At 48.6% G+C, this 23,409-nt stretch carries 23 protein-coding genes and 1 riboswitch; all 23 genes read right to left on the bottom strand.

The features are described from left to right. Positions 1-18: 18 nt before the first annotated feature. A complete protein-coding gene (pyrE, locus tag QRX25_RS07560; protein ID WP_283092429.1) occupies positions 19-651 on the bottom strand; it encodes an orotate phosphoribosyltransferase in 633 nt (210 codons plus the stop codon). Next, the gene (gene pyrF / locus QRX25_RS07555; RefSeq protein WP_061573881.1) at positions 648-1,367 is read right to left on the bottom strand and encodes an orotidine-5'-phosphate decarboxylase; all 720 of its coding nucleotides are present in this window, start codon (positions 1,365-1,367) and stop codon (positions 648-650) included. The genes pyrE and pyrF overlap by 4 nt, the downstream gene beginning before the upstream one ends. Further along, positions 1,336-2,271, bottom strand: a complete 936-nt coding sequence (locus QRX25_RS07550; protein ID WP_212101294.1) for a dihydroorotate dehydrogenase — start codon at positions 2,269-2,271, stop codon at positions 1,336-1,338. The genes pyrF and QRX25_RS07550 overlap by 32 nt, the downstream gene beginning before the upstream one ends. Next, complete coding sequence (locus QRX25_RS07545) at positions 2,271-3,041, bottom strand: dihydroorotate dehydrogenase electron transfer subunit (protein WP_065981413.1); 771 nt, start codon at positions 3,039-3,041, stop codon at positions 2,271-2,273. Before QRX25_RS07545 ends, QRX25_RS07550 begins: the two co-directional genes overlap by 1 nt. Then, a complete protein-coding gene (carB, locus tag QRX25_RS07540) occupies positions 3,038-6,253 on the bottom strand; it encodes a carbamoyl-phosphate synthase (glutamine-hydrolyzing) large subunit (protein WP_212101290.1) in 3,216 nt (1,071 codons plus the stop codon). Before carB ends, QRX25_RS07545 begins: the two co-directional genes overlap by 4 nt. After that, complete coding sequence (locus QRX25_RS07535; protein WP_065981411.1) at positions 6,238-7,332, bottom strand: carbamoyl phosphate synthase small subunit; 1,095 nt, start codon at positions 7,330-7,332, stop codon at positions 6,238-6,240. Before QRX25_RS07535 ends, carB begins: the two co-directional genes overlap by 16 nt. Beyond that, positions 7,329-8,615, bottom strand: coding sequence for a dihydroorotase (gene pyrC, locus QRX25_RS07530; protein WP_065981410.1), 1,287 nt, complete (start codon positions 8,613-8,615; stop codon positions 7,329-7,331). The genes QRX25_RS07535 and pyrC overlap by 4 nt, the downstream gene beginning before the upstream one ends. Further along, on the bottom strand, positions 8,599-9,513 hold the full coding sequence (locus tag QRX25_RS07525; protein ID WP_065981409.1) for an aspartate carbamoyltransferase catalytic subunit: 915 nt from the start codon (positions 9,511-9,513) through the stop codon (positions 8,599-8,601). The genes pyrC and QRX25_RS07525 overlap by 17 nt, the downstream gene beginning before the upstream one ends. 143 nt (positions 9,514-9,656) lie before the next feature. Continuing rightward, positions 9,657-10,967: a uracil permease PyrP gene (gene pyrP / locus QRX25_RS07520; RefSeq protein ID WP_065981408.1), complete on the bottom strand. Its 1,311-nt coding sequence runs from the start codon at positions 10,965-10,967 to the stop codon at positions 9,657-9,659. Between the two features lie 155 nt (positions 10,968-11,122). Beyond that, complete coding sequence (gene pyrR / locus QRX25_RS07515) at positions 11,123-11,668, bottom strand: bifunctional pyrimidine operon transcriptional regulator/uracil phosphoribosyltransferase (protein ID WP_003154392.1); 546 nt, start codon at positions 11,666-11,668, stop codon at positions 11,123-11,125. Between the two features lie 188 nt (positions 11,669-11,856). Beyond that, positions 11,857-12,771 (bottom strand): RluA family pseudouridine synthase, encoded by a 915-nt coding sequence (locus QRX25_RS07510; RefSeq protein WP_212101287.1) that lies wholly within the window; start codon positions 12,769-12,771, stop codon positions 11,857-11,859. A 1-nt stretch (position 12,772) separates the two neighbouring features. Continuing rightward, complete coding sequence (lspA, locus tag QRX25_RS07505; protein WP_013352190.1) at positions 12,773-13,234, bottom strand: signal peptidase II; 462 nt, start codon at positions 13,232-13,234, stop codon at positions 12,773-12,775. A gap of 100 nt (positions 13,235-13,334) precedes the next feature. Next, positions 13,335-13,706 (bottom strand): TraR/DksA family transcriptional regulator, encoded by a 372-nt coding sequence (locus QRX25_RS07500; RefSeq protein ID WP_013352189.1) that lies wholly within the window; start codon positions 13,704-13,706, stop codon positions 13,335-13,337. 148 nt (positions 13,707-13,854) lie between these two features. Continuing rightward, on the bottom strand, positions 13,855-16,620 hold the full coding sequence (ileS, locus tag QRX25_RS07495; RefSeq protein ID WP_013352188.1) for an isoleucine--tRNA ligase: 2,766 nt from the start codon (positions 16,618-16,620) through the stop codon (positions 13,855-13,857). Between the two features lie 341 nt (positions 16,621-16,961). Further along, complete coding sequence (divIVA, locus tag QRX25_RS07490; RefSeq protein ID WP_003154406.1) at positions 16,962-17,456, bottom strand: septum site-determining protein DivIVA; 495 nt, start codon at positions 17,454-17,456, stop codon at positions 16,962-16,964. Between the two features lie 94 nt (positions 17,457-17,550). Beyond that, the gene (locus tag QRX25_RS07485; RefSeq protein ID WP_212101284.1) at positions 17,551-18,321 is read right to left on the bottom strand and encodes a YlmH family RNA-binding protein; all 771 of its coding nucleotides are present in this window, start codon (positions 18,319-18,321) and stop codon (positions 17,551-17,553) included. A gap of 61 nt (positions 18,322-18,382) precedes the next feature. Continuing rightward, positions 18,383-18,661, bottom strand: coding sequence for a YggT family protein (locus QRX25_RS07480; protein WP_003154408.1), 279 nt, complete (start codon positions 18,659-18,661; stop codon positions 18,383-18,385). A gap of 6 nt (positions 18,662-18,667) precedes the next feature. Next, positions 18,668-19,126 (bottom strand): cell division protein SepF, encoded by a 459-nt coding sequence (gene sepF / locus QRX25_RS07475; protein ID WP_013352186.1) that lies wholly within the window; start codon positions 19,124-19,126, stop codon positions 18,668-18,670. Beyond that, positions 19,123-19,815, bottom strand: coding sequence for a YggS family pyridoxal phosphate-dependent enzyme (locus QRX25_RS07470; RefSeq protein WP_212101281.1), 693 nt, complete (start codon positions 19,813-19,815; stop codon positions 19,123-19,125). Before QRX25_RS07470 ends, sepF begins: the two co-directional genes overlap by 4 nt. Positions 19,816-19,821: 6 nt before the next feature. After that, positions 19,822-20,658 carry a peptidoglycan editing factor PgeF gene (gene pgeF / locus QRX25_RS07465; protein ID WP_065981405.1) on the bottom strand — a complete coding sequence of 279 codons (837 nt, stop codon included), beginning with the start codon at positions 20,656-20,658 and terminating at the stop codon, positions 19,822-19,824. 154 nt (positions 20,659-20,812) lie between these two features. Continuing rightward, positions 20,813-21,064 carry a YlmC/YmxH family sporulation protein gene (locus tag QRX25_RS07460; RefSeq protein ID WP_003154415.1) on the bottom strand — a complete coding sequence of 84 codons (252 nt, stop codon included), beginning with the start codon at positions 21,062-21,064 and terminating at the stop codon, positions 20,813-20,815. 60 nt (positions 21,065-21,124) lie between these two features. After that, positions 21,125-22,405 carry an acetylornithine deacetylase gene (locus QRX25_RS07455; RefSeq protein ID WP_212101278.1) on the bottom strand — a complete coding sequence of 427 codons (1,281 nt, stop codon included), beginning with the start codon at positions 22,403-22,405 and terminating at the stop codon, positions 21,125-21,127. A 72-nt stretch (positions 22,406-22,477) separates the two neighbouring features. Beyond that, positions 22,478-22,583, bottom strand: a riboswitch (TPP riboswitch). Between the two features lie 5 nt (positions 22,584-22,588). Further along, on the bottom strand, positions 22,589-23,386 hold the full coding sequence (locus QRX25_RS07450; protein ID WP_212101275.1) for an ABC transporter ATP-binding protein: 798 nt from the start codon (positions 23,384-23,386) through the stop codon (positions 22,589-22,591). Positions 23,387-23,409: the final 23 nt, after the last annotated feature.

Below are 23,409 nucleotides of genomic sequence, written 5' to 3'. Positions count from 1 at the left end.
GGCCTGTTTTTATTATCATTATTTTTTAAACCAATCTTTTGACTCGGGATTCTGTTTCCATGATTTCAGTTTCTCAATGTCATCTGAATGAATCGTTCCGTTTTCTAGCGCCACTTCAATCAGCGTGTCATAATCCGTTAATGAGTAATACGGCAGACCCGCTTTTTTAAAGGCTTCTCTTGCTTTCGGCAGGCCGTATGTAAAAATGGAAATGACGCCGAGGACTTCCGCACCCTCTTTTTTAAGGGCTTCCGCAGCTTCGAGCACGCTGCCTCCGGTAGAAATCAAGTCTTCAATCACGACTGTTTTTTGCCCTTTTTTAACGGCGCCTTCTATTTGATTTCCTTTGCCGTGCGCTTTCGGCTTGCTTCTGACGTAGCACATCGGCGCGCCTGTACGGTCTGCGAGAAGCGCAGCGTGAGGAATGCCTGCCGTTGCAGTTCCCGCGATCATCTCCGCCTCTGGGAAATGATCTTTCAGCAGTTTGCTGAGCCCGTCCGCTACATCATTTCTCACTTCCGGATACGATAATGTCAGACGGTTGTCACAATAGATCGGTGATAAAATGCCGCTCGCCCAAGTAAATGGCTCATTCGGACGTAAAAAGACAGCTTCAATGTGTAATAGATGTTTTGCGATAGCTTGTTTCATCGGCGAACACCCTCCCATTCCAGTTTAATTGCTTCATATGCTTTAACGGGATTTTCCGCTTTTGTAATTGAGCGGCCCACGACAATGGCTGACGAGCCGTTTTCTTTCGCAAATGACGGAGTCGCCGTCCGGACTTGATCGTCAGCTGCGTCACTAGCGGTGCGGATGCCGGGCGTGACTGTCAGAAATGACGGCCGGACCGCTTCATAAATGGCTTTTGTTTCATGAACCGAACATACCACTCCGTCCAGACCGCACTCTTCCGCCATTTTTCCGTAATGAACAACCGTTTCTAAAAGCGGCTTTTGCAGCAGAAGCTCTTCCTTCGCCATCTGCTCTGAAGTGCTGGTCAGCTGGGTGACTGCAATTAAAGACGGGCGTTTTTTGCCTCTCGGTGTGCCCTCTTCAAGCCCTTCTAGAGCCGCTCGCATCATACGTGCGCCTCCCGCTGCATGGACATTGACGAGATCAACGCCGAGGCCGGCAAGCCGTTTCATCGCTTTATTGACTGTAGTCGGAATATCGTGAAGCTTCAAATCTAAAAATATGTCACAATTCCGTTCTTTTAATTGGTGAATGATGGCCGGGCCTTCCTGATAAAAAAGTTCCATCCCCGTTTTGACAAACAGCCTTTCCTTTTCAAACAAATCTAAAAACGCTAAAGTTTCTTCCCCTGATGCAAAATCAAGCGCGATGATGGGCAGGTTGTTTTTCATGTTTCCAGCTCCTTCCGATGCATTCACTTACAGATTGAAAGCCGTATTGGCGCAGCACACGAGGGAGCTGTTCTATGATTTCCGGGCAGACAAACGGATTGACGAAGTTTGCCGTGCCGACCGCAACCGCACTCGCCCCGGCAAGTAGAAATTCCAGTGCATCCTCTGCGGTCTGGACGCCGCCCATCCCGATAATCGGAATTTGAACGGCCTGACTGACTTCGTATACCATCCGGATGGCGACCGGTTTGATTGCCGGGCCTGACAACCCGCCCGTTTTATTTGCTAAAATCGGCCGTCCTGTCTTAAGATCGAGCCTCATCCCGACGAGTGTATTAATCATCGTCAGGCCGTCAGCACCGGCTGCTTCAATCGCCTTGGCAATTTCGGTTATGTTGGCGACATTAGGCGAAAGCTTCACATATACAGGCACTGCGGAAACTTCTTTTACCGCCTTTGTCAGATCAGCCGCCATGACGGGATCAGTGCCAAAAGCAATCCCGCCCGTTTTGACATTCGGACACGAAATGTTAAGTTCAAGCGCATGCACATTCGGCGCTTTGCTGATATGCTCGGCCACTTCTTTATAGTCTTCCACCTGAGAACCGGCGACGTTTGCGATAATCGGCGTATCAAACTGTTCAAGCCAAGGCAGCTCATGTTTGAGTACATGCTCAAGTCCGGGATTTTGCAGGCCAATGGCATTCAGCATTCCCGCGTTTGTCTCCGCTACTCTCGGTGTCGGATTTCCGAAACGCGCTTCGTTCGTAGTGGCTTTAATCATGATGCCTCCGAGGCATGATAAATCATAAAATCCGGCATATTCCTTTCCGAAACCGAAACATCCGGAAGCGGGGATGATCGGGTTTTTCAATCGGAGACCCGGCAAATTCACCTCTAACATTACAGCGCCACCTCCTCAGCTTTAAATACCGGCCCGTCAAGGCAGACTTTCACATATGATGTATCGCTTTCGCCCGTACGGCACACGCAGGCGAAGCAGGCCCCTATTCCGCAGCCCATCCGCTCCTCCATCGAGAGATAAACCTCTTTATGGCCGTACTGCTGCTTCAGTGCTTTCAGCATCGGTGTCGGCCCGCAGCTGAGCAGGACATCGAATTCGAGCTGCTTTTCGCGGATGATGTCAGTGACAAATCCTTTTTCTCCATATGTCCCGTCAGCCGTCGCCACATAGGTGTCTCCGTACGCGAGACATTCCTGTTCATAAAAAACATCCTTTGCTGATTGAAACCCCAGCACGTGAATGACGTTTACGCCTTTTTCCGTCAGGCGCTTTGACAGTTCCTGCAAAGGCGGAACCCCGACTCCGCCTCCGACTAACAGCGCGGTTTTGCCGGGTTCAATCCGCCGGACGGGGAATCCGTTGCCGAGAGGGCCGAGAACATCTATCCTGCTGCCCTCTTTTTTCTCGGACAAAAGACGCGTTCCCTCACCGTCAGTTCTGTAGATAACGGATACTTCATTCACGGCGAAATCGACGTCCGCAATGCTGAGCGGCCTTCTTAAAAGCGGCGTGACCGCGTCACTCACCTTTAAATGAAGAAACTGTCCCGGCTCGGTAAAGTGCCGGACAAGTTCTCCTTTCAGCACCATCTTATAGATCCGGTCGGCAATTTCCGAGTTGGATTGAACAGTCAAATGCGCTTTTTTCATATCGTGAGAGCCGCCTTTTGATTGGTTTCAGATGCAGGCATATGATCCGCACAGAATGTCATGCTTTCCAATACCCGCAAAATGGCTTCGGCCGTATCTAAAGATGTCAGGCAGGCGACTCCGTTCTCAACGGATTCGCGGCGGATTCTGAAGCCGTCTCTGGCCGGCTGTTTGCCTTTTGTCAGCGTATTGATGACAAATTGCGCTTCACCGTTTCTGATGACGTCGATGAGATTTTTTCCTTCTTCGCCGATTTTCCCGACGACCTGAGCCGGAATCCGAGCGTCTTTCAAATAAGCCGCCGTTCCTTCCGTCGCCAAGATGTTATAGCCGATTGCATGGAACCGCTTTGCGATCATAAGTCCTTCTTCTTTATCTTTATCGGCAACGGTCAATAGCACTGAGCCGTAATTCGGGATTTGAATGCCAGAGGCAATCAGCGCTTTGTAGAGCGCTTTTTCCAGGGTTGAATCTTTGCCCATGACCTCTCCCGTCGACTTCATTTCAGGCCCTAATGTAATATCCACTCTTCTCAGCTTCGCGAATGAGAAGACAGGCGCTTTCACGTATACCCCCTGCTGTTCAGGCTGCAGCCCTTCTTTGTAGCCGAAATCAGCAAGCTTTTGGCCGAGAATGACCTTTGTCGCCAGATTCGCCATCGGAATCTTTGTGATTTTGCTTAAGAACGGCACGGTTCTGCTTGACCGCGGATTTACTTCGAGCACGTACACTTCACCTTGCGAAAGTACGAACTGGATGTTCAGCAAGCCAATGATGTTGAGGCCTTTTGCTAAAGCTACAGTGTATTGTTCGATTTTTTTCTTAATGTCTTCGCTTAAAGACTGAGGCGGATAGACGGCGATTGAATCTCCTGAGTGGACGCCGGCCCGCTCGATATGCTCCATAATTCCCGGGATGACGACTGTTTCGCCGTCGGATACGGCATCGACTTCGATTTCTTTCCCCGTCAGATAACGGTCAATTAACACCGGATGCTGCGGGTTGATTTTGACCGCGTTTTTCATATAGTGAAGCAGCTCTTCTTCATGATAGACGATTTCCATCGCCCGGCCGCCGAGCACGTATGAAGGGCGGACAAGAACCGGATAGCCGATGGATGCAGCAATTTTGACCGCTTCGCTCACCGATACAGCGGTTTTTCCGAGCGGCTGCGGCACATTCAGCGCCTCAAGCGCCTGCTCGAACTTATCCCTGTCTTCCGCACGGTCTAAATCCTCAAGTGATGTGCCGAGGATTTTGACGCCGCGGGCGCTCAATTCTTCCGCAAGGTTGATCGCCGTCTGGCCGCCGAATTGGACGACAACTCCTACCGGCTGTTCCAAATCGATGATGTGCATGACATCTTCAACCGTCAGCGGTTCAAAATACAGCTTGTCTGATATGCTGAAATCAGTGGACACCGTCTCAGGGTTGTTGTTGATAATAATCGCTTCATAGCCTGCCTGCTTGATCGCCCAGACAGAATGAACGGTCGCATAGTCAAATTCGACGCCCTGTCCGATGCGGATCGGACCTGAGCCGAGGACGACGACACTTTTTCTTGGTGTAACCTCAGACTCATTTTCTTCCTCATATGTGCTGTAGAAGTACGGGGTTTCTGATTCGAATTCCGCCGCGCATGTATCCACCATTTTATATACAGGCTTGATGGCTGCTTCTTTTCGCATTTGATACAGCTCTCGTTCCGGCATGTTCCATTCCCGGCTGATATATTTGTCGGAAAAGCCGAGTTCCTTCGCTGTCTGAAGGACGGCGAGGCTGCCTTTTTCCGCTTTCAGCTTTCTTTCAAAAGCGACCAGCTTATAGAGCTTGTGCAAAAAGAAAACGTCAATTGCGGAAAACTCATGAAGCTGCTCTACCGTGTAGCCTCTTCTGAAAGCTTCAGCGAGGTAAAACAGCCGTTCGTCTCCGGCCTTTCTGATCCGTTTTTCCAAAAGCCCGTCAGAAATTTCTTCCGCATCCTTCAGTTCGAGATGATAGACATCGGCTTCCAGTGAGCGGACTGCCTTTAACAGCGATTCTTCAAGGGTGCGTCCGATGGCCATGACCTCTCCGGTCGCTTTCATTTGTGTTCCGAGTCTGCGGTTTGCCGATTCAAATTTATCAAACGGCCAGCGCGGGATCTTAGAAACGACATAGTCAAGCGCAGGCTCAAAAGCCGCATATGTTTTTCCCGTTACGGGGTTCATCATTTCATCAAGAGAAAGCCCGACTGCGATTTTCGCCGCAAGTTTTGCGATCGGATAACCCGTTGCTTTTGAAGCGAGGGCAGATGAGCGGCTCACCCGCGGATTCACTTCGATAATGTAGTATTGGAAGCTGTCGGGATCCAGCGCGAGCTGAACATTACAGCCGCCTTCTATGCCGAGCGCGCGGATCAGCTTTAATGAAACATTGCGCAAAAGCTGATATTCCCTGTCGCTCAAAGTCTGACTCGGAGCAACGACGATGCTGTCGCCCGTATGAATGCCGACCGGATCGATATTTTCCATGTTGCAGACGACGATCGCATGATCTCTGCTGTCTCTCATGACTTCATATTCGATCTCTTTGTAACCGGCGATGCTTTTTTCCAAAAGGCATTGATGAACGGGGCTGAGTTTTAATCCGTTTTCGACGATCTCCTTCAATTCCGCTTCATTCGAGCAGATGCCGCCGCCCGTTCCGCCTAATGTGTAAGCGGGGCGGACGATAACCGGAAACCCGATCCGGCTGACAAATTCCTCAGCTTCCTGCAAAGTGCGGATAATCTCACTTTCGGGCACCGGTTCATTCAGCTCATTCATCAGCGTACGGAACAAGTCGCGGTCTTCCGCTTGCTGGATGGCTGACAGCTTTGTGCCGAGCACTTCCACTCCGCATTCTGCAAGAACTCCGAGATCAGACAGCTCGACCGCAAGATTCAGCCCTGTCTGTCCTCCCAAAGTCGGCAGGATGGCGTCCGGCCGTTCTTTTCTGATAATACGCGTGAGAAATTCCGGCGTCAGCGGTTCGATATATACCCGATCGGCCATTTCCGTATCCGTCATAATCGTTGCCGGATTTGAATTGACGAGAATGACTTCATAGCCTTCTTCTTTTAAAGCAAGACACGCCTGTGTGCCTGCATAATCAAATTCCGCCGCCTGTCCGATAATAATCGGGCCTGATCCGATCACTAATATCTTTTTAATATCTACGCGTTTTGGCATGCCGCTTCCCCTTCTTTCTCAGTTGTTTCGATCAAGTCGATGAATCTGTCAAATAAATGATTGGCATCTTCCGGCCCCGGTGAAGCTTCAGGGTGGTACTGAACCGTAAATGCCGGCAATGTTTTATGCTTGAGTCCTTCGATCGTTTGATCATTAATCGCAATATGTGTCACTTCAAGCTCTGTCTCGTCTATAGAAGAGACTGTATATCCGTGGTTTTGGGCGGTTAAAGCGACTTTCCCGGTCGCAAGCTCTTTAACCGGATGGTTGGAGCCCCTGTGTCCGAATTTCATTTTTTCGGTATCCGCTCCTGATGCCAGTGCAAATAATTGGTGACCGAGGCAGATTCCGAATAAAGGCACTTTTCCGAGTACTCCTTTTATCATCTCAATCGCTTCCGGCACATCTTTCGGATCTCCGGGTCCGTTAGAAAGCATAATGCCGTCCGGCTTCAGCTGGAGCACTTCTTCCGCCGTTACATTGTACGGCACAACGATGACATCGCATTTTCGTTTGTTTAATTCTCTTAAGATGCCATGCTTCATGCCGAAATCAACGAGTACGATGCGTTTTCCGCGGCCTGGACTCGGATATGCCGTTTTCGCTGATACTTGAGCGACTTGATTTCTCGGAAGTTCCGTTTCTTTCAGACGTGCAAGAACCGCTTCGACATTCTCCTCACATGATGCAAACGTTCCTTTTAATGCACCTGCCGTGCGGATCATTCTTGTAAGCTTTCTCGTGTCAATCCCTTGTAAGGCGGGGATATTTTTCATTTTCAAATACTCATCAAGCGTGTAAGCCGATCTCCAGTTGGATGGCAGCTCGCACAATTCTTTTACGATCAGCCCTTTTACAAACGGAGTGATGGATTCAAAGTCATCTCTGTTAATCCCGTAGTTGCCGATCAGAGGATACGTCAGCGTCACGATCTGCCCGCAGTAGGAAGGGTCTGATAAAATTTCCTGATAACCGGTCATTCCCGTATTGAATACGACTTCACCCGCGGTATGCTCCAAGCTCCCGAATGCTTCTCCCTCAAATACCGCTCCATTTTCCAGCACTAGTCTTCTTTTCATTTGACGAGTCTCCCTTCTTCGTATGCAAGCTTTCCGCAAGCCATCGTTGTGACAGGCCAGCCGAAGCACTTCATCTTGTTGAATGGCGTATTTTTTCCTTTAGATAAAAATGTATCTTTGTCAATAGCCGCTTCTTTTTCCAGGTCGATCAGGGTAATGTCAGCCGGCGCGCCCGGTGCAAGTGTTCCGTACGGAAGACCGAACGCCTCACAAGGTTTTTTCGTCATGAAGTCAATCAGCTGCTTCAGCGTCCACGATCCGTTTTTCACAAAGTGTGTGTACAGAAGCGGGAAGGCTGTTTCTAAACCGACGATACCGAAAGGCGCAAGCTTCATGTCCGTGTTTTTCTCTTCTTCGGTATGCGGGGCATGGTCAGTGGCGATGAAATCAATCGTGCCGTCCAAAAGCCCTTCAATCAGCGCCGCTCTGTCCTCTTTGCTGCGAAGCGGCGGATTCATTTTAAAATTGGTATCAAGTCCCGGAATATCTTCGTCACAAAGCAGCAGATGGTGCGGCGACACTTCGGCTGTCACGCGGATTCCCGCTTTTTTTGCGTCTCTTACGGCTCTGACGGATTCTTTCGTGCTGATATGACACACGTGGTAATGGCAGCCCGCCGCTTCCGCCAGCAGCACGTCACGGGCGATATGTACCGCTTCACAAATGGAAGGTATGCCGTTCAGGCCGTTCGCTTTTGAAAAAGCACCTTCATGCACGCTTCCGCCGTAAATAAGAGAGTTATCCTCACAATGAGCGACAATCGCTTTATTCATTGAAGCCGCCCTTTTCATTGCTTCATACATCATTCCGGCAGTCTGAACGCCGACGCCGTCATCGGTGAAAGCGAATGCGCCGGCTTCGCGAAGCGCCTCAAAATCTGTCATTTTTTCCCCGGTTTGTCTGATCGTAATCGAAGCGTAAGGAAGAACCCTGACAGATGAGGTTTCTTTGATCCGGTTTTGCAGCCATTCCATCTGCTCCTTCGTATCCGGCACTGGCCTTGTATTCGGCATGGCGGCGACTGTGGTAAAACCGCCCCGCGCCGCAGCTTTAGAGCCTGTTTCAATCGTTTCTTTTTTCTCACCGCCCGGTTCTCTGAAGTGTACATGAAGGTCTACGAGCCCCGGTGAGACGAACAGACCGGAAGCGTCGATCACGATTTCTCCGTCTTTTGCCGTCAGAATGCCGGTTTCCGCAATGATTTCTCCTGTTACCCGGATATCCTGCGCCACTTTTTCTCCCTGTTCATTTAACATCCAGCCGTTTTTAATGAGATAAGACATAAGCCGCTTCTCCCCTTTTCGCATTGGTTTGCAGTGCTCTTTTTAAGACTGCCATTCTGATATACACACCATTTTCCATTTGTTTAAAGATTCTTGATTTTCCGCATTCCACTAATGTTGTGTCAATTTCGACCCCTCTGTTTACCGGTGCGGGATGCATGATGATGGCATGCCGCTTCATGCTTTCCGCACGCTTTGCGGTCAGCCCGTATGCTTCCAGGTAGCCTTTTTGGTCTGCTTCTGTCTGATGCCTTTCATTTTGAATGCGGAGCAGCATGACGACATCTGAAGCTTGTATGGCTTCATCCGTCTGAACACAGGTGCCGAAGGAGTTTTTCTCATCCTGCCATTGCGGCGGACCAGAAAACAGCACGCGTGCGCCGAGCCTTGTCAGCACCTCGGCATTTGATCTTGCCACCCTGCTGTGTTTGATATCGCCATGAATGGAAACCGTCAGGCCCTGAAAATTCTCAAATTCCTCTTGAATCGTCATTAGATCGAGCAATGATTGGGTCGGATGCTGGCCGCAGCCGTCGCCCGCGTTTAAAATCGGAATATTGACTTTGCCAGTCAAATCCTTGTAATATTCATCCGTGCTGTGTCTGATGACGCAGGCGTCCGCTCCGATTGCTTCCAGTGTTTTAATCGTGTCGTATAAAGACTCGCCTTTTTGAACGCTTGTACTCGTGCCGTCTAAATTGAGCACGTTCATACCGAGCTTTTTTTCCGCCACTTCAAAGCTGAACCGCGTTCTCGTGCTTGGTTCAAAAAACAGATTCGCAACGAATTTTCCCGAGAGATCGGGGCACTCTGTTCCCTCTTTTATCGCTTTTGCCTCACGCAGCAATTCTGTAATTTCAGCCGTGCTCAGTTCAGACATCGCCGTTAAATGATTCATGTTTTTTTCTCCTCCGTTTCCGATTGAAGGCCGTAAAAAAACACCCCGGCCTACAGACTCGGGGTGCGGTTAAAGAGAGAAGCAGCGTACAGCTTCTTCCCGTTATAACCCTTCCAAGCCTCTCTGGACTTTCTTTAAAAGGTTTACATATTATTTTGTTGTTCCGTTGCGTCCGCGTCTTCATCATTTGTGTGCGGCAGGATCAGGTTCAGGATGACTCCGACGATTGCCGCAAGCGCCATGCCGGATATTTGAAACCCTCCTTTTGATACTTGAATGAAAGCACCGCCGACGCCGATCACGAGGATGACGGATGTGATAATTAAGTTTCTCTTGTTTTCATAATCAATGTTGTTGTCAATCAGCATTCTCAAGCCGCTGGAGGCGATGATTCCGAAGAGCAGGAAGGAAACGCCCCCCATAACCGCGGACGGAACAGAGCTGATCAGCGCTGAAACTTTGCCGATAAATCCGAAGCACAGCGCAATCACACCCGCGCCGCCGATGACAAAGACGCTGAAAACCCTCGTAATTGCCAGTACACCGATGTTTTCGCCGTACGTTGTCGTCGGCGGGCCGCCGATTAACGAAGCGATGATCGTCGCAACACTGTCCCCCATTATGGAGCGGTGCAGCCCCGGCTTTTTAATGAAATCCTGTCCGACAACTTTACTCAGCACCATTTGATGGCCGATATGCTCTGACATCGTCACGAAAGCGACCGGCACCATCGCAGCCGCAATGCCCAATGTCACTGACGGCGTATAGTCTTTGAAAGGTATGATAAATTCAGGAACGGCGAACCATTTTGCATCAATGACCGGCTGGAAATTGACGATGCCCTGCGTCAGCGCAAACAGATAGCCGCCTATAATGCCGATCAATACCGGGATCAGGCTTAAAAACCCCCGTAAAAAGATGGCGCAGATAATGGTGATGGCCAAGGTGACACCGGCTACACTGAAATGCTTCAGACTGTAGACGAGCTCTTTCGCATTCGGATCGGCATACATTGCCATATTGACGGCTGTGCTTGCCAGTCCGAGGCCGATGACGATGATGACCGGCCCGACGACCACCGGCGGCAGCAGCTTCATCAGCCACCCCGTTCCAAGCTGCCTGATGAAAAGCGCGATCAGCCCGTACACAATTCCTGCCAGGAAAGCGCCGACCATGGCAGCCCCCGGTCCCCCCGTCGCTTTCACCAAGATAATCGGTGAGATAAAAGCGAATGATGAGCCGAGATAAGCCGGAATCCGGCCTTTTGTCACCAAGAGGTAAGCGAGTGTTCCGATTCCGCTTGTGACAAGCGCGACTGCCGGGCTCATCCCGACCAGTTTCGGCACGAGAATGGTTGAGCCGAACATGGCGAATAAATGCTGCAGGCTGAATGACAGCCAGGATAATGGATTGGGGACGTCCCTGACTCCCAGGTTTACTTTTTTCTTACTCATGGCGTGTTTCCTCCCGGTTGACTTTCAAATGGTATAAAAAAACCTCTTTGCTTTATGTGCAAAGAGGCATACAAAACCCGGCCGCGTCGATCCGCCCGGCTTTGTGTTTTAAAATCCTCTTCGCAAACTCTCTGGAATGCATTTAAAAAGGGTGATTATTCATTTTCGTAAATGGCGACCATATCAGTCTGATCAACTTCGCTCAGCTGAACCATCACTTTTTCAGCTTTTGAGGTGGGAATGTTTTTCCCGATATAGTCCGCTCTGATCGGCAGCTCCCGGTGCCCTCTGTCGACAAGCACGGCAAGCTGTATCGATGACGGCCGCCCGACATCAACGAGTGCATCCATCGCTGCTCTCACCGTCCGGCCGGTATAAAGCACATCATCAACCACAATGACCTTTTGGTCTGTAATATCGGCCGGAATGTCCGCGCCTTTTACAAGCGGTTCTTCATTGCTCGTTTTTTTCGTCAGATCGTCACGGTAAAGGGTAATATCGATTTCTCCCACGGTGACCGGATTCCCTTCAATCTGCTCAATCCGTTCGGCCAGCCGCTTTGCTAAATAAATGCCTCTTGTTTTAATCCCTACAAGAATGCAGTCATTCATTCCTTTATTCCGTTCAATCATTTCATGGGCTATCCTTGTCAGCGCCCGTCTGATGGCCTGTTCGTCGAGAATAACAGCTTTTTGATTCACTCGTGACACCTCTCCATTCGTATATAAGAAGAAAAAACCCCTCCTGCCAGAGCATAGAGGGGTTCCTTTCCAGGACGAAGACACACACGTATCTCTTCTGTCCTATCCGTTATCCTTCTCAGCCTCTCTGGACTGTGTTAAAGAATCTATTCAGCTTGTTTTTATTATTTCAGAAAAGAAACTCGCTGTCAATGACTATTTCTCAAAAGTTCAATGAGTTTTTTCATATCTTCAGGAAGGGGCGCTTCAAACTCCATGTATTTGCCCGTCCGCGGATGATCAAAGCCTAATATTCCGGCATGCAGCGCCTGGCCGTTGAAATCAACCGTTTTTCTCGGCCCGTACTTCGGATCGCCCGCCAAAGGAAATCCGATATATTTCATATGGACGCGGATCTGATGCGTTCTCCCGGTCTCAAGACGGCACTCTACGAGCGTGAAATCTTGAAAACGCTCAAGCACGTGGAAATGTGTGACCGCGTTTTTGCTGCCTTCTCTTGTTACGGTCATGCTTTGACGGTCTTTTTTATCCCTTCCGATCGGAGCGTCAATCGTTCCGTCATCGTGTGAAATCACTCCGTGGACAACCGCTGTGTACTTTCTGGTCACGGTTTTATTGACGAGCTGGTTAACGAGTGATTCATGCGCCATATCGTTTTTGGCGACCATTAACAGGCCGGAAGTATCCTTATCAATCCTGTGGACGATTCCCGGGCGCATTACGCCGTTAATGCCGGAAAGGTCATTGCAGTGAGCCATCAGCCCGTTTACAAGCGTCCCTGTCACATGACCGGGCGCCGGGTGTACGACCATCCCCCGAGGTTTGTTCACAACCAAGACATCCTGGTCCTCATAGTAAATGTCCAAGTCCATCGGCTCTGCAAGCACGTCCAGTTCTTCCGGTTCAGGAATGGTGACGTTTACCTGATCGCCGGGCTGCATTTTATAATTGGCTTTGACGGATTTGCCGTTAACGGATACCAATCCTTCTTTTACCCATTGCTGCACTTGAGTGCGTGACCAGTTTTCGCCTGTTGAAGCCAAAAATTTATCAATCCGTTCGCTTTTTTGTTCAGGCTGAACGGTTATCTCAAATTGATTCATGTTATTGCTCCTTCTTTTTCCCGCTGTCAAACAGCATATGAATAAATAAAAGTATCACACCGACGCACAGTGATGAATCCGCGATATTAAAAATCGGATATTGATAATTCACGATGATGACATGAATAAAATCCACCACTTCTTGGCGCGCCGCCCGGTCGATAAAGTTTCCGGCCGCGCCTCCCAGCATTAAGCCGAGAGAAATCCCGAGTAACATCTGCCCTTTTGCATAACGCTGTATGTAATAAACGATTCCGATAATCACGGCGATGGTAATGACGTAGAAAAACCACATTTGCCCGGCTAAAATTCCCCATGCCGCTCCCGTGTTGCGATGAGAAGTGATATAAAGCACCTGATCGATGACAGGTATGCTTTGTCCCAATTCCATATGGCTGACGACAAGCCATTTGGTCAATTGGTCGGCAATAATAATAAAAAGAGCGATAAGATAATAAAGCACACACGTTCCTCCAGTATACAGTTACTTTTACCTTTATGAATTTTATCAGTAAAAGATGGCGGAGTAAAGGCAGATCATAAGCGCATGCAGACAGACGCTGTCACTCATACAGCGCCTGATCATATGCATAATCTCCGGGTACCCAGTATGGAAGGGTTTTCTTTTCAAATTGAGCGGGATAATAAAAATCATCAGCGGTTCTGGCCGTCGGCAAAACCGCAAGCTTGTCAATCGGAATGGGGGCGCCTGTTTTTTCACAATAACCGTACGTATTGTTTTCAAACTTAGACAGGGCAAGAAGAACGTCCTGAAGTTCTTCTTTAATATGATAGATCAGAGTTGCTTCTTGGTCGTTCATTGAAGGTTCAACAGATGCTGACATGTGAAAGCAAGAATATTCGAATAATCTTGATTGAAGTTCTTCTTTCATCATGAGAAGCTCCGTGTGGATTGCGGTCAGTTGATCATTCATTCATCACAACTCCTGCTCTTGATGTTATAGCTTTATTGTTGCCCCGGCTGCGTCATTTGAAGCCCATAAGATTTTTCCTATCGTTCTAATCGATGACATTGCTGGCATGTAAAAAAAGCGCCCGGCTGACCGGGCGCTTTCTCATTCATTATTTTTGATAATATTTTTCAACGATTTCCGCATTGCGCAGTGATAATGTCGGATACTTCGGATTGGCTCCGACATCTTTAGAAATCACGCGGGACCGCTCACACATCTGGCCTTCCGCTTTTTCTACGGTCATTTTTCCTGTCGTGAAGCTTTGCGCTGTTTCCGGCGCTTCACTTTCGTCTTTTACTGTCAGTTCTGAGACGATAAACAGCTGCGCGATATTTTCTTTAATGGATGACAAAAGGTCGCGGTTTTCTTTGTTCGGATACAAAGTCAGGCTCGCTTCCAATGATCTTCCGATAATTTTCTCGTTACGGGCTGTTTCCAAAGCCTTCAGCACGTCGTTGCGAAGCTCCATGAAGCGGTCGAATTTTTCTTCTGTCGCTTGACTGTCCGGAACAGAGATGGTTTCCGGCATATCTGTCAGCTGTACGCTCGCTTCTTCAACAAATGATAAGTGAGACCACATTTCATCCGCCGTATGCGGGAGGATCGGCGCCGTCAGCTTCACTAACGCCAGCAGCGTTTCATAAAAGACGGTCTGCATGCTGCGGCGGTCCGGATGATCCGCATGCTCGATGTACACAACATCTTTTGCGAAATCAAGATAGAAAGAGCTGAGCTCGATCGTGCAGAAATTGTGAATACTGTGGTAAACAACCGCAAATTCGTATTCATCGTACGCTTTTTTCACCTTATCGATCAGCTTATTGAGCTTGATCAGCATATATTGATCTACTTCCCGAAGATCTTTAACAGCAACGGCATTGACACTTGGATCGAAATCGAACAGGTTGCCGTGAAGGAAGCGGAACGTGTTGCGGACTTTCCGGTATACTTCAGCGACCTGCTTCAGAATGTCTTCAGAAACCGGGTGGTCGGCCTGATAGTTTACGGAAGATACCCATAAACGCAGAATTTCTGCTCCAAGCTGTTTTGCGATTTTTGTCGGGTCAATCGTATTGCCGAGTGATTTACTCATTTTACGGCCGTTTGCATCAAGTGTAAATCCGTGGCTTAATACGCCTTTATACGGTGCTTGGCCGGTGACTGCAACAGCGGTTGAAAGAGATGAGTTAAACCAGCCGCGGTATTGGTCAGAGCCTTCAAGGTATAAATCAGCCGGGCGGACGAGATCATCACGTTCTTCAAGAACGGCCTGATGAGAAGAACCTGAATCAAACCATACATCCATAATGTCTTGTTCTTTCGTGAAAATTCCGTTCGGGCTTCCCGGATGTGTAAACCCTTCCGGCAGGAGGTCTTTTGCCTCTCTTTCAAACCAGACGTTTGAGCCGTGTTTTTTGAACAGCTCAGAAACGTGTTCAATCGTTTCGTCAGTGATGACCGGCTCACCGTTTTCAGCATAAAATACAGGGATCGGAACGCCCCAGACGCGCTGTCTTGAAATACACCAGTCACCGCGGTCGCGCACCATGTTGTAAAGGCGCTGTTCGCCCCACTCCGGAACCCACTTCGTTTGTTGGATGGCATCAAGCAGATCGGATCTGAAATCTTTAATTGATGCAAACCATTGCGCTGTCGCTCTGAAGATGGTCGGTTTTTTTGTTCTCCAGTCATGCGGATAGGAGTGTGTAATAAACTCGAGCTTCAAGAGCGCGCCGTTTTCTTCGAGCTTCTCTGTGATCGGTTTATTGGCTTTATCGTAAAACATTCCTTCAAAGCCCGGCGCTTCGTCGGTCATGTTTCCTTTTTCATCAACAGGGCAAAGTACTTCTAAGCCGTACTTTTGGCCGACGATAAAGTCATCTTCCCCGTGGCCCGGAGCAGTATGAACACAGCCTGTTCCGGCATCGGTTGTGACGTGGTCACCGAGCATGACGAGTGAATCTCTGCCGTACAGCGGATGTTCTGCAGTGATGTATTCTAATTCTCTGCCTTTATATGATGCGACAACTTCCGGATTTTCAAATCCGCATGCCTGCGCGACGCTTTCGATTAATTCAGCCGCCACTACGTAACGCTTGTCTCCAACCTTGATGACATTGTATTCAAGGTCAGGATGAACGGAAATTCCGAGGTTGGCAGGGATCGTCCAAGGCGTCGTCGTCCAGATAATAAAGCTTTCTCCGTTTTCCAGAACGCCTTTGCCGTCTTTTACCTTAAATGCAACATAAATAGACGCGGAACGTTTGTCCTGATATTCAATTTCCGCTTCTGCTAAGGCAGATTCACTGGAAGGCGACCAGTTGACAGGCTTCAGGCCTTTATAAATATAGCCTCTTTTCGCCATTTCACCGAAAACGCGGATCTGCTGCGCTTCAAATTCAGGCTGAAGCGTAACATATGGGTTTTCCCAATCGCCTCTGACGCCGAGACGCTTAAATTGTTCGCGCTGTCTTTCGATCTGCTGCCATGCATATTCTTCGCAAAGCTTGCGGAAATCGGCTACGGACATTTCTTTCCGGTTTACTTTTTTATTTTTCGTCAGCGCCGTTTCGATCGGCAGGCCGTGTGTGTCCCAGCCCGGCACATACGGTGCATTATAGCCGCTCATTGATTTATAACGGACGATAAAATCTTTCAGAATTTTGTTCAGGGCATGGCCCATGTGGATGTCTCCGTTTGCATAAGGAGGTCCGTCATGCAATACGAATTTCGGGCGGTCTTTCGTCCGTTCTTGAACAAGACGGTAAATGTCCTGCTCCTCCCAATCTTTTTGCATGTCCGGCTCACGGTTCGGCAGATTTCCGCGCATCGGAAAATCTGTTTTCGGCATTAACAGCGTATCTTTGTAATCCATTTTCATTCCTCCACAACATTATTCAGAAAATAAAAAAAGCCCTCTCATCCCATAAGGGACGAGAAAGCTTATCTCGCGGTACCACCCTTTTAGAAAAAACGGGTCAGCCGTCCTTTCCTCTCGAACATCGTAACGTGATGGAACGTCCTTTCCTACTGGCGGTTCAGAAAGGAAACTAAAGGGCTGATCTGCATGCTTCCGGCCATCCCGGGCTTTCACCTTCCCCGGTTCGCTTTATAGCCTGTTTTGAGTCATGCCGGTCCCTTTCAATCGTCTTTTCATCTGAATTTATGAACGTATTATATTCGAACGGGCCGGAGAATGTCAAGAAAATCAGAAAATTATTCTTTTTCCTCAAATACCGCGTCGACTTCGTATTCTAACAGATGATCCCAATCATCGTTTTTCAGCAGGTCGAGCTGCGCTTCAATCAGCATTTGGAAACGCGTTCTGAACACTTTAGACTGTTTCTTCAGCTCTTCAATTTCCATTGCGATTTTTCTTGATTTGGAAAGCGACTCATTGATAATGCGGTCGGCATTTTTTTCAGCTTCACGGACGATCAGCTTCGCTTCTTTCTGCGAGTTGCGCTTTACGTCTTCTGCCGCTTCCTGGGCTACGAGAATTGACTTATTCAGCGTTTCTTCAATATTGGCAAAGTGGCCGATTTTTTCGTCCAGCTCGTTCACTTTCGCCTCAAGCTCCGTTTTTTTACGGAGTGCAATTTCGTAATCTTTTCTGACCTGCATTAAAAATTCATTTACTTCATCTTCATCATATCCGCGAAAACCTTTTGTAAACGTTTTGTTATGGATATCATTCGGCGTTAATGGCATATTGCCACCTCCATTTTTACATTTCTGTACGGTTATCTAGTTCACATTATAAAACAAATACGGCACAGATGGAGAAAAAAACTGAAAAAACGACTTATTTTTGCCGTTCAAACGTAACTTTCCATTTGTCTTTTTTCGTTTTTCCGTCAACTTTTGTCAAACTGCATCGTCCGAAGCCCCGAATCGAAAGCATGTCCCCTTCAGCAACCTGATAGGAAGGATCCTCAACGGCTTTCCAATTCACCTTAACGAGCCCGTTTTTCACAAGCGTCTGGGCTTTCTGCCGGGATTGCCTGCTCATTGAAGCGCAGACGGCGTCAAGGCGTAATGAAGAAACCGTGTCATCCCTTATTTCGACATCTGAAGCGGGAATGTGAAGTGCGGAAAGCTCGATTTTCTCAAGCTTTACCGGCGCTTTGCCCGCTTTGGTCAGCTGGGTGCCGACAAAATCGGCGATTTCACCTGAGACGATAAGCTGCACGGCTTCCTCCGAGAAAATCAGATCACCGTATTTCTGCCGCTTTAAGCCGATTCCCATTAATGACCCGAGAAGAGAGCGGTGGTCGATGCTGACGAATTTTTCAGCGTATTGAACTTCAAAAGCCCGGAGCTCAAAATCATCCTGTTCAGGTTCCATATATTCAGGGTATAAAATCGCGCGTTTGCGTTCAGCCCTGTCATAGCCTCCGAAAAACGCAAGGCCGCAGGTATCACCGATAACGGCTTTTACAATCACCTGTTCCCGGGGATCTAAGAAATCAGTCAGCTTCATCCGGTACTGGTCCAGGACAATCTGTTTCCATTCAAGCACCTGATCAATAAAAGGCCGCTCGTCTTGTCTGAAGTGCTGGTAAATATCGCTCATGTTCTTTCCTTTCTATGTAAAGAGGCTTGGCTGGTGCCAAGCCCGTATCAAACTGTCACATTCAAGTATACATTGCGATCATGCGGTACAGGCCCCAAAGTCCCGTCGTGGCAAATCGAAGCACGATAATCGCTACAATCGGGGATATATCCAGCATGGCAATGGGCGGAATGATCCTTCTGAACGGTTCTAGGTACGGTTCGCAAATCGCTGCGAGAAACCGTCCGACCGCCGTTTCTCTCGTACTCGGCACCCATGACATAAAGATATAGATAATCAGGGCAAACGAGTAGATGTAAATTAAATAACTCAGAACGGAAAAAATTTGATAAAGAATCATCCTGCTTTACCACCTCTGATGTTCGTCTTCATTTATGAGCTCCGAAATCGTGCCGGAAACATCGACATTATCAGGCGTGCACAGAAAAATATCCGAACCGATTCTTTGAATGTCGCCGCCGATAGCATAGACGGTTCCGCTTAAAAAGTCGACGATTCTTTTCGCCTGATCATGCTGGATGCGCTGTAGATTGACGACAACCGCCCGCCTGTTCTTTAAATGATCGGCGATTTCCTGCGCTTCCGCATATACACGCGGTTCACTCAACACCACTTTAGAGGATTTCTGAACACTTTGCAAGCTTACTACGTTCTGCTTCCCCGCCGGCTTCTGGGCGTAGGCAGGCTGTTTATCTTTCTGCTGTTCGTGTTCTTCCGGATGATCCTTCTCTGTTTCAATGTATTCGTACTCGTACTCCTCCTCATCCATTGAGAAAAAGTTTTTCAGTTTATTTTTCATGCTCATTTGTTTACACCCCCCGTTTCATTTCCGACTAATGAAGAGCCGATTCGGATAAAAGTAGCGCCCTCTTCAACAGCGATTTCATAATCATTTGACATGCCCATTGAAAGTTCCCGGCACGGCGCGTTTGTCTGATTCAGCTGCTGCACCTGTTCCCTCAGATCACGCAATTGCCGGAAGCAGGCTCTGATCGTTTCTGTATCGTCTGTCAGGGGAGCCATCGTCATCAGGCCCTCTACAGAAATGTTTCTAAAGTCAGAAAGCTCTCTGATAAAGGGGATGACCTCCTCTGTTTTCAAACCGTGCTTAGACGGCTCAAGCGAAGTATTCACCTGCACAAAACAGCGAACCGCATGCGGCGCCCGTTTTTCAATCTCTTTTGCCAATGACAGTCTGTCTAAGGAATGAATATAAGATACACGGTCAACGACCGCCTTCACCTTTCTGGTCTGAAGACTGCCGATAAAGTGCCACTCCGGGCTGCCTTTGATGACATCCTGCTTGCGGATAAGCTCTGCATCCCGGTTTTCTCCCAGACTTGTAATACCAGCATCGACGGCCTCTTGAGCCCTTTCGGCTGATACGTATTTTGTAACCGCGATGACGGTTACATCTTCGGGGCTTCGGCCCGATCTGTTACATGCTTCGTTTATTCTTTCGTTTATATGTCGTAATTGATCAGCAACACGCAAGATAACTTATGCCTCCTTCATTCCGATAAAGGACATCATGCGTCCCGTTTTCCCTTTGTCGCGGCGGTGTGAAAAGAATAATTCACGCTCTCGTTCAGTGCATAAACCGCTGACTGAAATGTTTTCTTCCGGAATGCCGCAATGTATCAGAAGAAGGCGGTTGACCTCTTTTAAATCAAGCTGATACTGGCCTTTTTCCGTTTCACATATGGCGGATTCAGCCGAAAAAGGCAGCGCCCGGACTTCATTGATGACGCGGTCGTCGACGGTATAGCTTCCTGCACTGATAGACGGACCGATGACAGCCTGAATATCTGTTAAGCGCGAGCCTTCTTCGTTTACCCAGCGTTCCGTCATGATGCGCCCGATTTGTCTGACCGTCCCCTTCCATCCGGCATGGGCAGCGCCGATAATGGAATTCACCGGGTCATAAAAATACAAGGGCACACAGTCTGCAAAACACAGGGCCAAAAAAAGATTCGTATCTTTCGTATAGAGCCCGTCCGTCCCGCGGAATGCGGAGGAATAGTCTCTCGCCCCTTTTCCTTTATCCCCGGCCGTCACGTGTCGGACGCGGTTTTCATGTGTCTGATCTGCGAATACCCAGGAATCCAGATCAGTACCGCATAAGGACGCTATGACTTCACGGTTTTTCACAACATCATGAGCTTCGTCCCGGACGTGCAATCCGGTATTTAATGACTCATACGGAGGATTGCTGACACCGCCGTTTTTGGTTGTGAATCCGGCGATGACCTTTGTGTTATGCTGATTCACACGATTCCAGTCTTCTATCATGAGTGCCGAGGGGGTGGTAAAACTAAACGGGTGATATGTATTCATGAGGATCCAACCTTTCGACAAACATTAAAAAAGCGTAATTTCCCACTCATTTTAACACAATTTCAAGCATACGTTTAGCGGCTGATTGAAAAATCGGATAAATAAATGTGCCGGAAACATTGAGATTTCCGGCATTTTACAAGTAAAGGGAGGATTACGCTCCCCCCTTTGGTTCGTTTACACGCACTAAGATGACATCTTCCCCAATTTTAACTATATTTCGCCAAGGAATGATCATTTCCTCTTCTTTTCCGAAAAAACCGAGAACTTTTCCGCTGCCGCCTAAAATAATCGCCTGAATTTTCCCCGTCGTCACGTTAATATCAATATCACCGATGCTGCCGAGCTTTTTTCCGTTCGACACGTTTACCACATCTTTTATTTGAAATTCAGATATGCTGATCATTCGTATCACGCCCTTCGCCCATTCTTTTTCCCATTATATGAACGGCCGGGCTGAACCTTGTCACATCGGGCAATCTTTTTTGCGGTTACACCAGGTGAGGATAAAGCTCAGCATGACTTTTGTATAGTCCATAAGCTCATCAACGGATACTTCCTCGTTTACGGAATGGGCGTTTTTTAAATCACCGGGCCCGTATATTACACTCGGAATCCCGGCATTATGAAGCCACCCTCCGTCAGTTACGGTTTGGGAAACATCAATGACCGGCTCCTGTTTTTTGACAGCTGAGTGTGATGCCGCCAGGACAGAAACTGCCGGATGATCGGGGTCGATTTCAAGCGCGGGGAACACCTCGCCTCTGTCTTCAATCATGGAAGATCCGCCCCATTTGAACACCGGCCTGTTCTCCCTGAGCCACAGATCGCTGTCAGAAACACGGTTTATATAGTCTTCGATTTCAGCGGCTGCTTGTTCGTGTGTTTCGTTCGGATAAAAGTGGACGGTAATCCATAACCGGCATTCATCGGCGACAAACGCTGCGTGTCTTCCCCCTTCAATGACGGCGGGGTTGATTGTATTGGTGCCGGGCGCAAAGCCGGGATAGCTTTTCGTTACCGCCCAGTGGCGCTCCAGCTCACCCAAGGCAGTGATGATTTTCGCCATTTTTTCGATTGCGCTCGCTCCGAATGCGCCTCCGCCCGCATGAATCAGATTACGCCTCATGCCGTCATGAAATGTTTTTTTGCTTTTCAATTCTATCCAGCCGGTGATTACACCGCCCTGCCCTTGAATATGCAGGCTGCTTGTATCCGCGACAACCGCAAAATCCGCGTGATAGCCGCGTTTGCAGCACTCCAGCGTCCCCGCCTCACCGACTTCTTCTCCGATCACAGACTGTACAATAAGGTCGCCCGCAAGCTTAATGCCCGCATCATGTATCAGCTTCAGAGCAAAAAGAACACACGCCAATCCCCCTTTCATATCAGCAGCGCCCCTTCCGATCAGCATGCCGTCTTTTACGAGCGGCTGAAACGGGTCAGAGTCCCAGTCTTCACCCTGAACCTCGGCGACGTCAATGTGTCCGTTTAAAATCAGGCTTTGATGCCGGTTTGAATCTGTCCCTTTTAAAACGCCGACTACGTTCGGATCTTCCGGATACACATCCCACATATCGACCGAGCAGCCGGTTTCTTTTAAAAATCCGGCCACCCACTTCTGAGCTTCTGCCGTATTTCTTGCCGGCGGGGCCGGAGTCGGAAAGGCTATCAACCTTTCAGCAATATGTATTAAGTCGTCCCGCCGTTTTTCCGCTTGGTGCAGCAGCATGTCAAGCTGATTCATTGAGCATCTCTCCTTTGGCTGTATCAAAAAAACCGTTTCATCAAATGAAACGGGTAAAAAACGGATCTTCCTCCGCTTTTTTCACCGCTTCCCTCCGCCGGCATGATCCGGATCAGGTCCGTTAAGGGTTGAGACAAACGTCTCTCTCAGCTGCATGGCAGCACCCCCAGGGTGAACGTTATGTTATTTTACGGATGATGCCGCTTTTACACGTGTTAAAAACGGGCGGCCGTTGTTCCATAAGACATTGACAGGCATATCAAAAAACGCTGTAAGCCGCTCATCTGAAAGCATGTCTCTGATTTTCCCGGAGGCGAACACCTCGCCTTGTTTTAAAAGCAGCGCCTGATCAAATACCGGCAGAATTTCTTCAGCATGATGGGTGACATAAAGGATGGACGGCGCATTTTCTTTTTCAGCGATAGACGTAATCGTGTCCAGCAGCTGCTCTCTTGCCATAAAATCCAGACCCGTCACGGGCTCGTCCAAAATCAGCAGTTCCGGATCAGCCATAAGCGCCCGCGCAATCAGCGCTCTTTGCCTTTCCCCCTGTGATAACGTCTCATACCTTCTGTCGGCGTAACTGATGGCGCCTAAATCCTTCAGAAGACCGATCGCTTTTTCCCTCACCTGTTCACTCGGGGTTTCGTACAGCCCGATTGAGGCGTACGCGCCGCTCAGGGCGATTTCAAAAGCGGAATCCGCGGTATATAATTTGTGCTGAAGTCCTGCTGAAACAAGGCCGATTTTCCTTCTGAGTCTGTCACCGAGCTCTGTTTTGCCGAAATGGTGGCCGAGCACCTGCATCTCTCCTGAAGTGGGGAAGTAATATGAGCATAACATATTCAGCAAAGCGGTTTTTCCGGCACCGTTTAATCCGTACAGCACCCAATTTTCGTTTTTCTCAACGCGCCAGTTGATATCTTTCAAGATCCATTTGCCGTTTCTTTTTAATGATACATTGTCCAGATGTAAAATCATTGCGGTTTCCCCCGTTTATTTAT

The sequence above is a fragment of the Bacillus sp. L381 genome (assembly GCF_030284525.1).
In the GTDB taxonomy this organism is placed as follows: Bacteria; Bacillota; Bacilli; order Bacillales; family Bacillaceae; genus Bacillus; species Bacillus amyloliquefaciens.
The sequence above is the reverse complement of the archived record's forward strand: the minus strand, read 5'-3'. Positions and strand labels throughout refer to the sequence as shown.

Excerpts from the sequence above, each read along its gene's own strand:
- pyrE (WP_283092429.1), bottom strand. The coding sequence starts at position 651 with ATGAAACAAGCTATCGCAAAACATCTATTACACATTGAAGCTGTCTTT.
- pyrF (WP_061573881.1), bottom strand. The coding sequence starts at position 1,367 with ATGAAAAACAACCTGCCCATCATCGCGCTTGATTTTGCATCAGGGGAA.
- QRX25_RS07550 (WP_212101294.1), bottom strand. The coding sequence starts at position 2,271 with ATGTTAGAGGTGAATTTGCCGGGTCTCCGATTGAAAAACCCGATCATC.
- QRX25_RS07545 (WP_065981413.1), bottom strand. The coding sequence starts at position 3,041 with ATGAAAAAAGCGCATTTGACTGTTCAATCCAACTCGGAAATTGCCGAC.
- carB (WP_212101290.1), bottom strand. The coding sequence starts at position 6,253 with ATGCCAAAACGCGTAGATATTAAAAAGATATTAGTGATCGGATCAGGC.
- QRX25_RS07535 (WP_065981411.1), bottom strand. The coding sequence starts at position 7,332 with ATGAAAAGAAGACTAGTGCTGGAAAATGGAGCGGTATTTGAGGGAGAA.
- pyrC (WP_065981410.1), bottom strand. The coding sequence starts at position 8,615 with ATGTCTTATCTCATTAAAAACGGCTGGATGTTAAATGAACAGGGAGAA.
- QRX25_RS07525 (WP_065981409.1), bottom strand. The coding sequence starts at position 9,513 with ATGAATCATTTAACGGCGATGTCTGAACTGAGCACGGCTGAAATTACA.
- pyrP (WP_065981408.1), bottom strand. The coding sequence starts at position 10,967 with ATGAGTAAGAAAAAAGTAAACCTGGGAGTCAGGGACGTCCCCAATCCA.
- QRX25_RS07510 (WP_212101287.1), bottom strand. The coding sequence starts at position 12,771 with ATGAATCAATTTGAGATAACCGTTCAGCCTGAACAAAAAAGCGAACGG.
- QRX25_RS07500 (WP_013352189.1), bottom strand. The coding sequence starts at position 13,706 with ATGAATGATCAACTGACCGCAATCCACACGGAGCTTCTCATGATGAAA.
- ileS (WP_013352188.1), bottom strand. The coding sequence starts at position 16,620 with ATGGATTACAAAGATACGCTGTTAATGCCGAAAACAGATTTTCCGATG.
- divIVA (WP_003154406.1), bottom strand. The coding sequence starts at position 17,456 with ATGCCATTAACGCCGAATGATATCCATAACAAAACGTTTACAAAAGGT.
- QRX25_RS07485 (WP_212101284.1), bottom strand. The coding sequence starts at position 18,321 with ATGAGCGATATTTACCAGCACTTCAGACAAGACGAGCGGCCTTTTATT.
- QRX25_RS07480 (WP_003154408.1), bottom strand. The coding sequence starts at position 18,661 with ATGATTCTTTATCAAATTTTTTCCGTTCTGAGTTATTTAATTTACATC.
- sepF (WP_013352186.1), bottom strand. The coding sequence starts at position 19,126 with ATGAGCATGAAAAATAAACTGAAAAACTTTTTCTCAATGGATGAGGAG.
- pgeF (WP_065981405.1), bottom strand. The coding sequence starts at position 20,658 with ATGAATACATATCACCCGTTTAGTTTTACCACCCCCTCGGCACTCATG.
- QRX25_RS07460 (WP_003154415.1), bottom strand. The coding sequence starts at position 21,064 with ATGATCAGCATATCTGAATTTCAAATAAAAGATGTGGTAAACGTGTCG.
- QRX25_RS07455 (WP_212101278.1), bottom strand. The coding sequence starts at position 22,405 with ATGAATCAGCTTGACATGCTGCTGCACCAAGCGGAAAAACGGCGGGAC.
- QRX25_RS07450 (WP_212101275.1), bottom strand. The coding sequence starts at position 23,386 with ATGATTTTACATCTGGACAATGTATCATTAAAAAGAAACGGCAAATGG.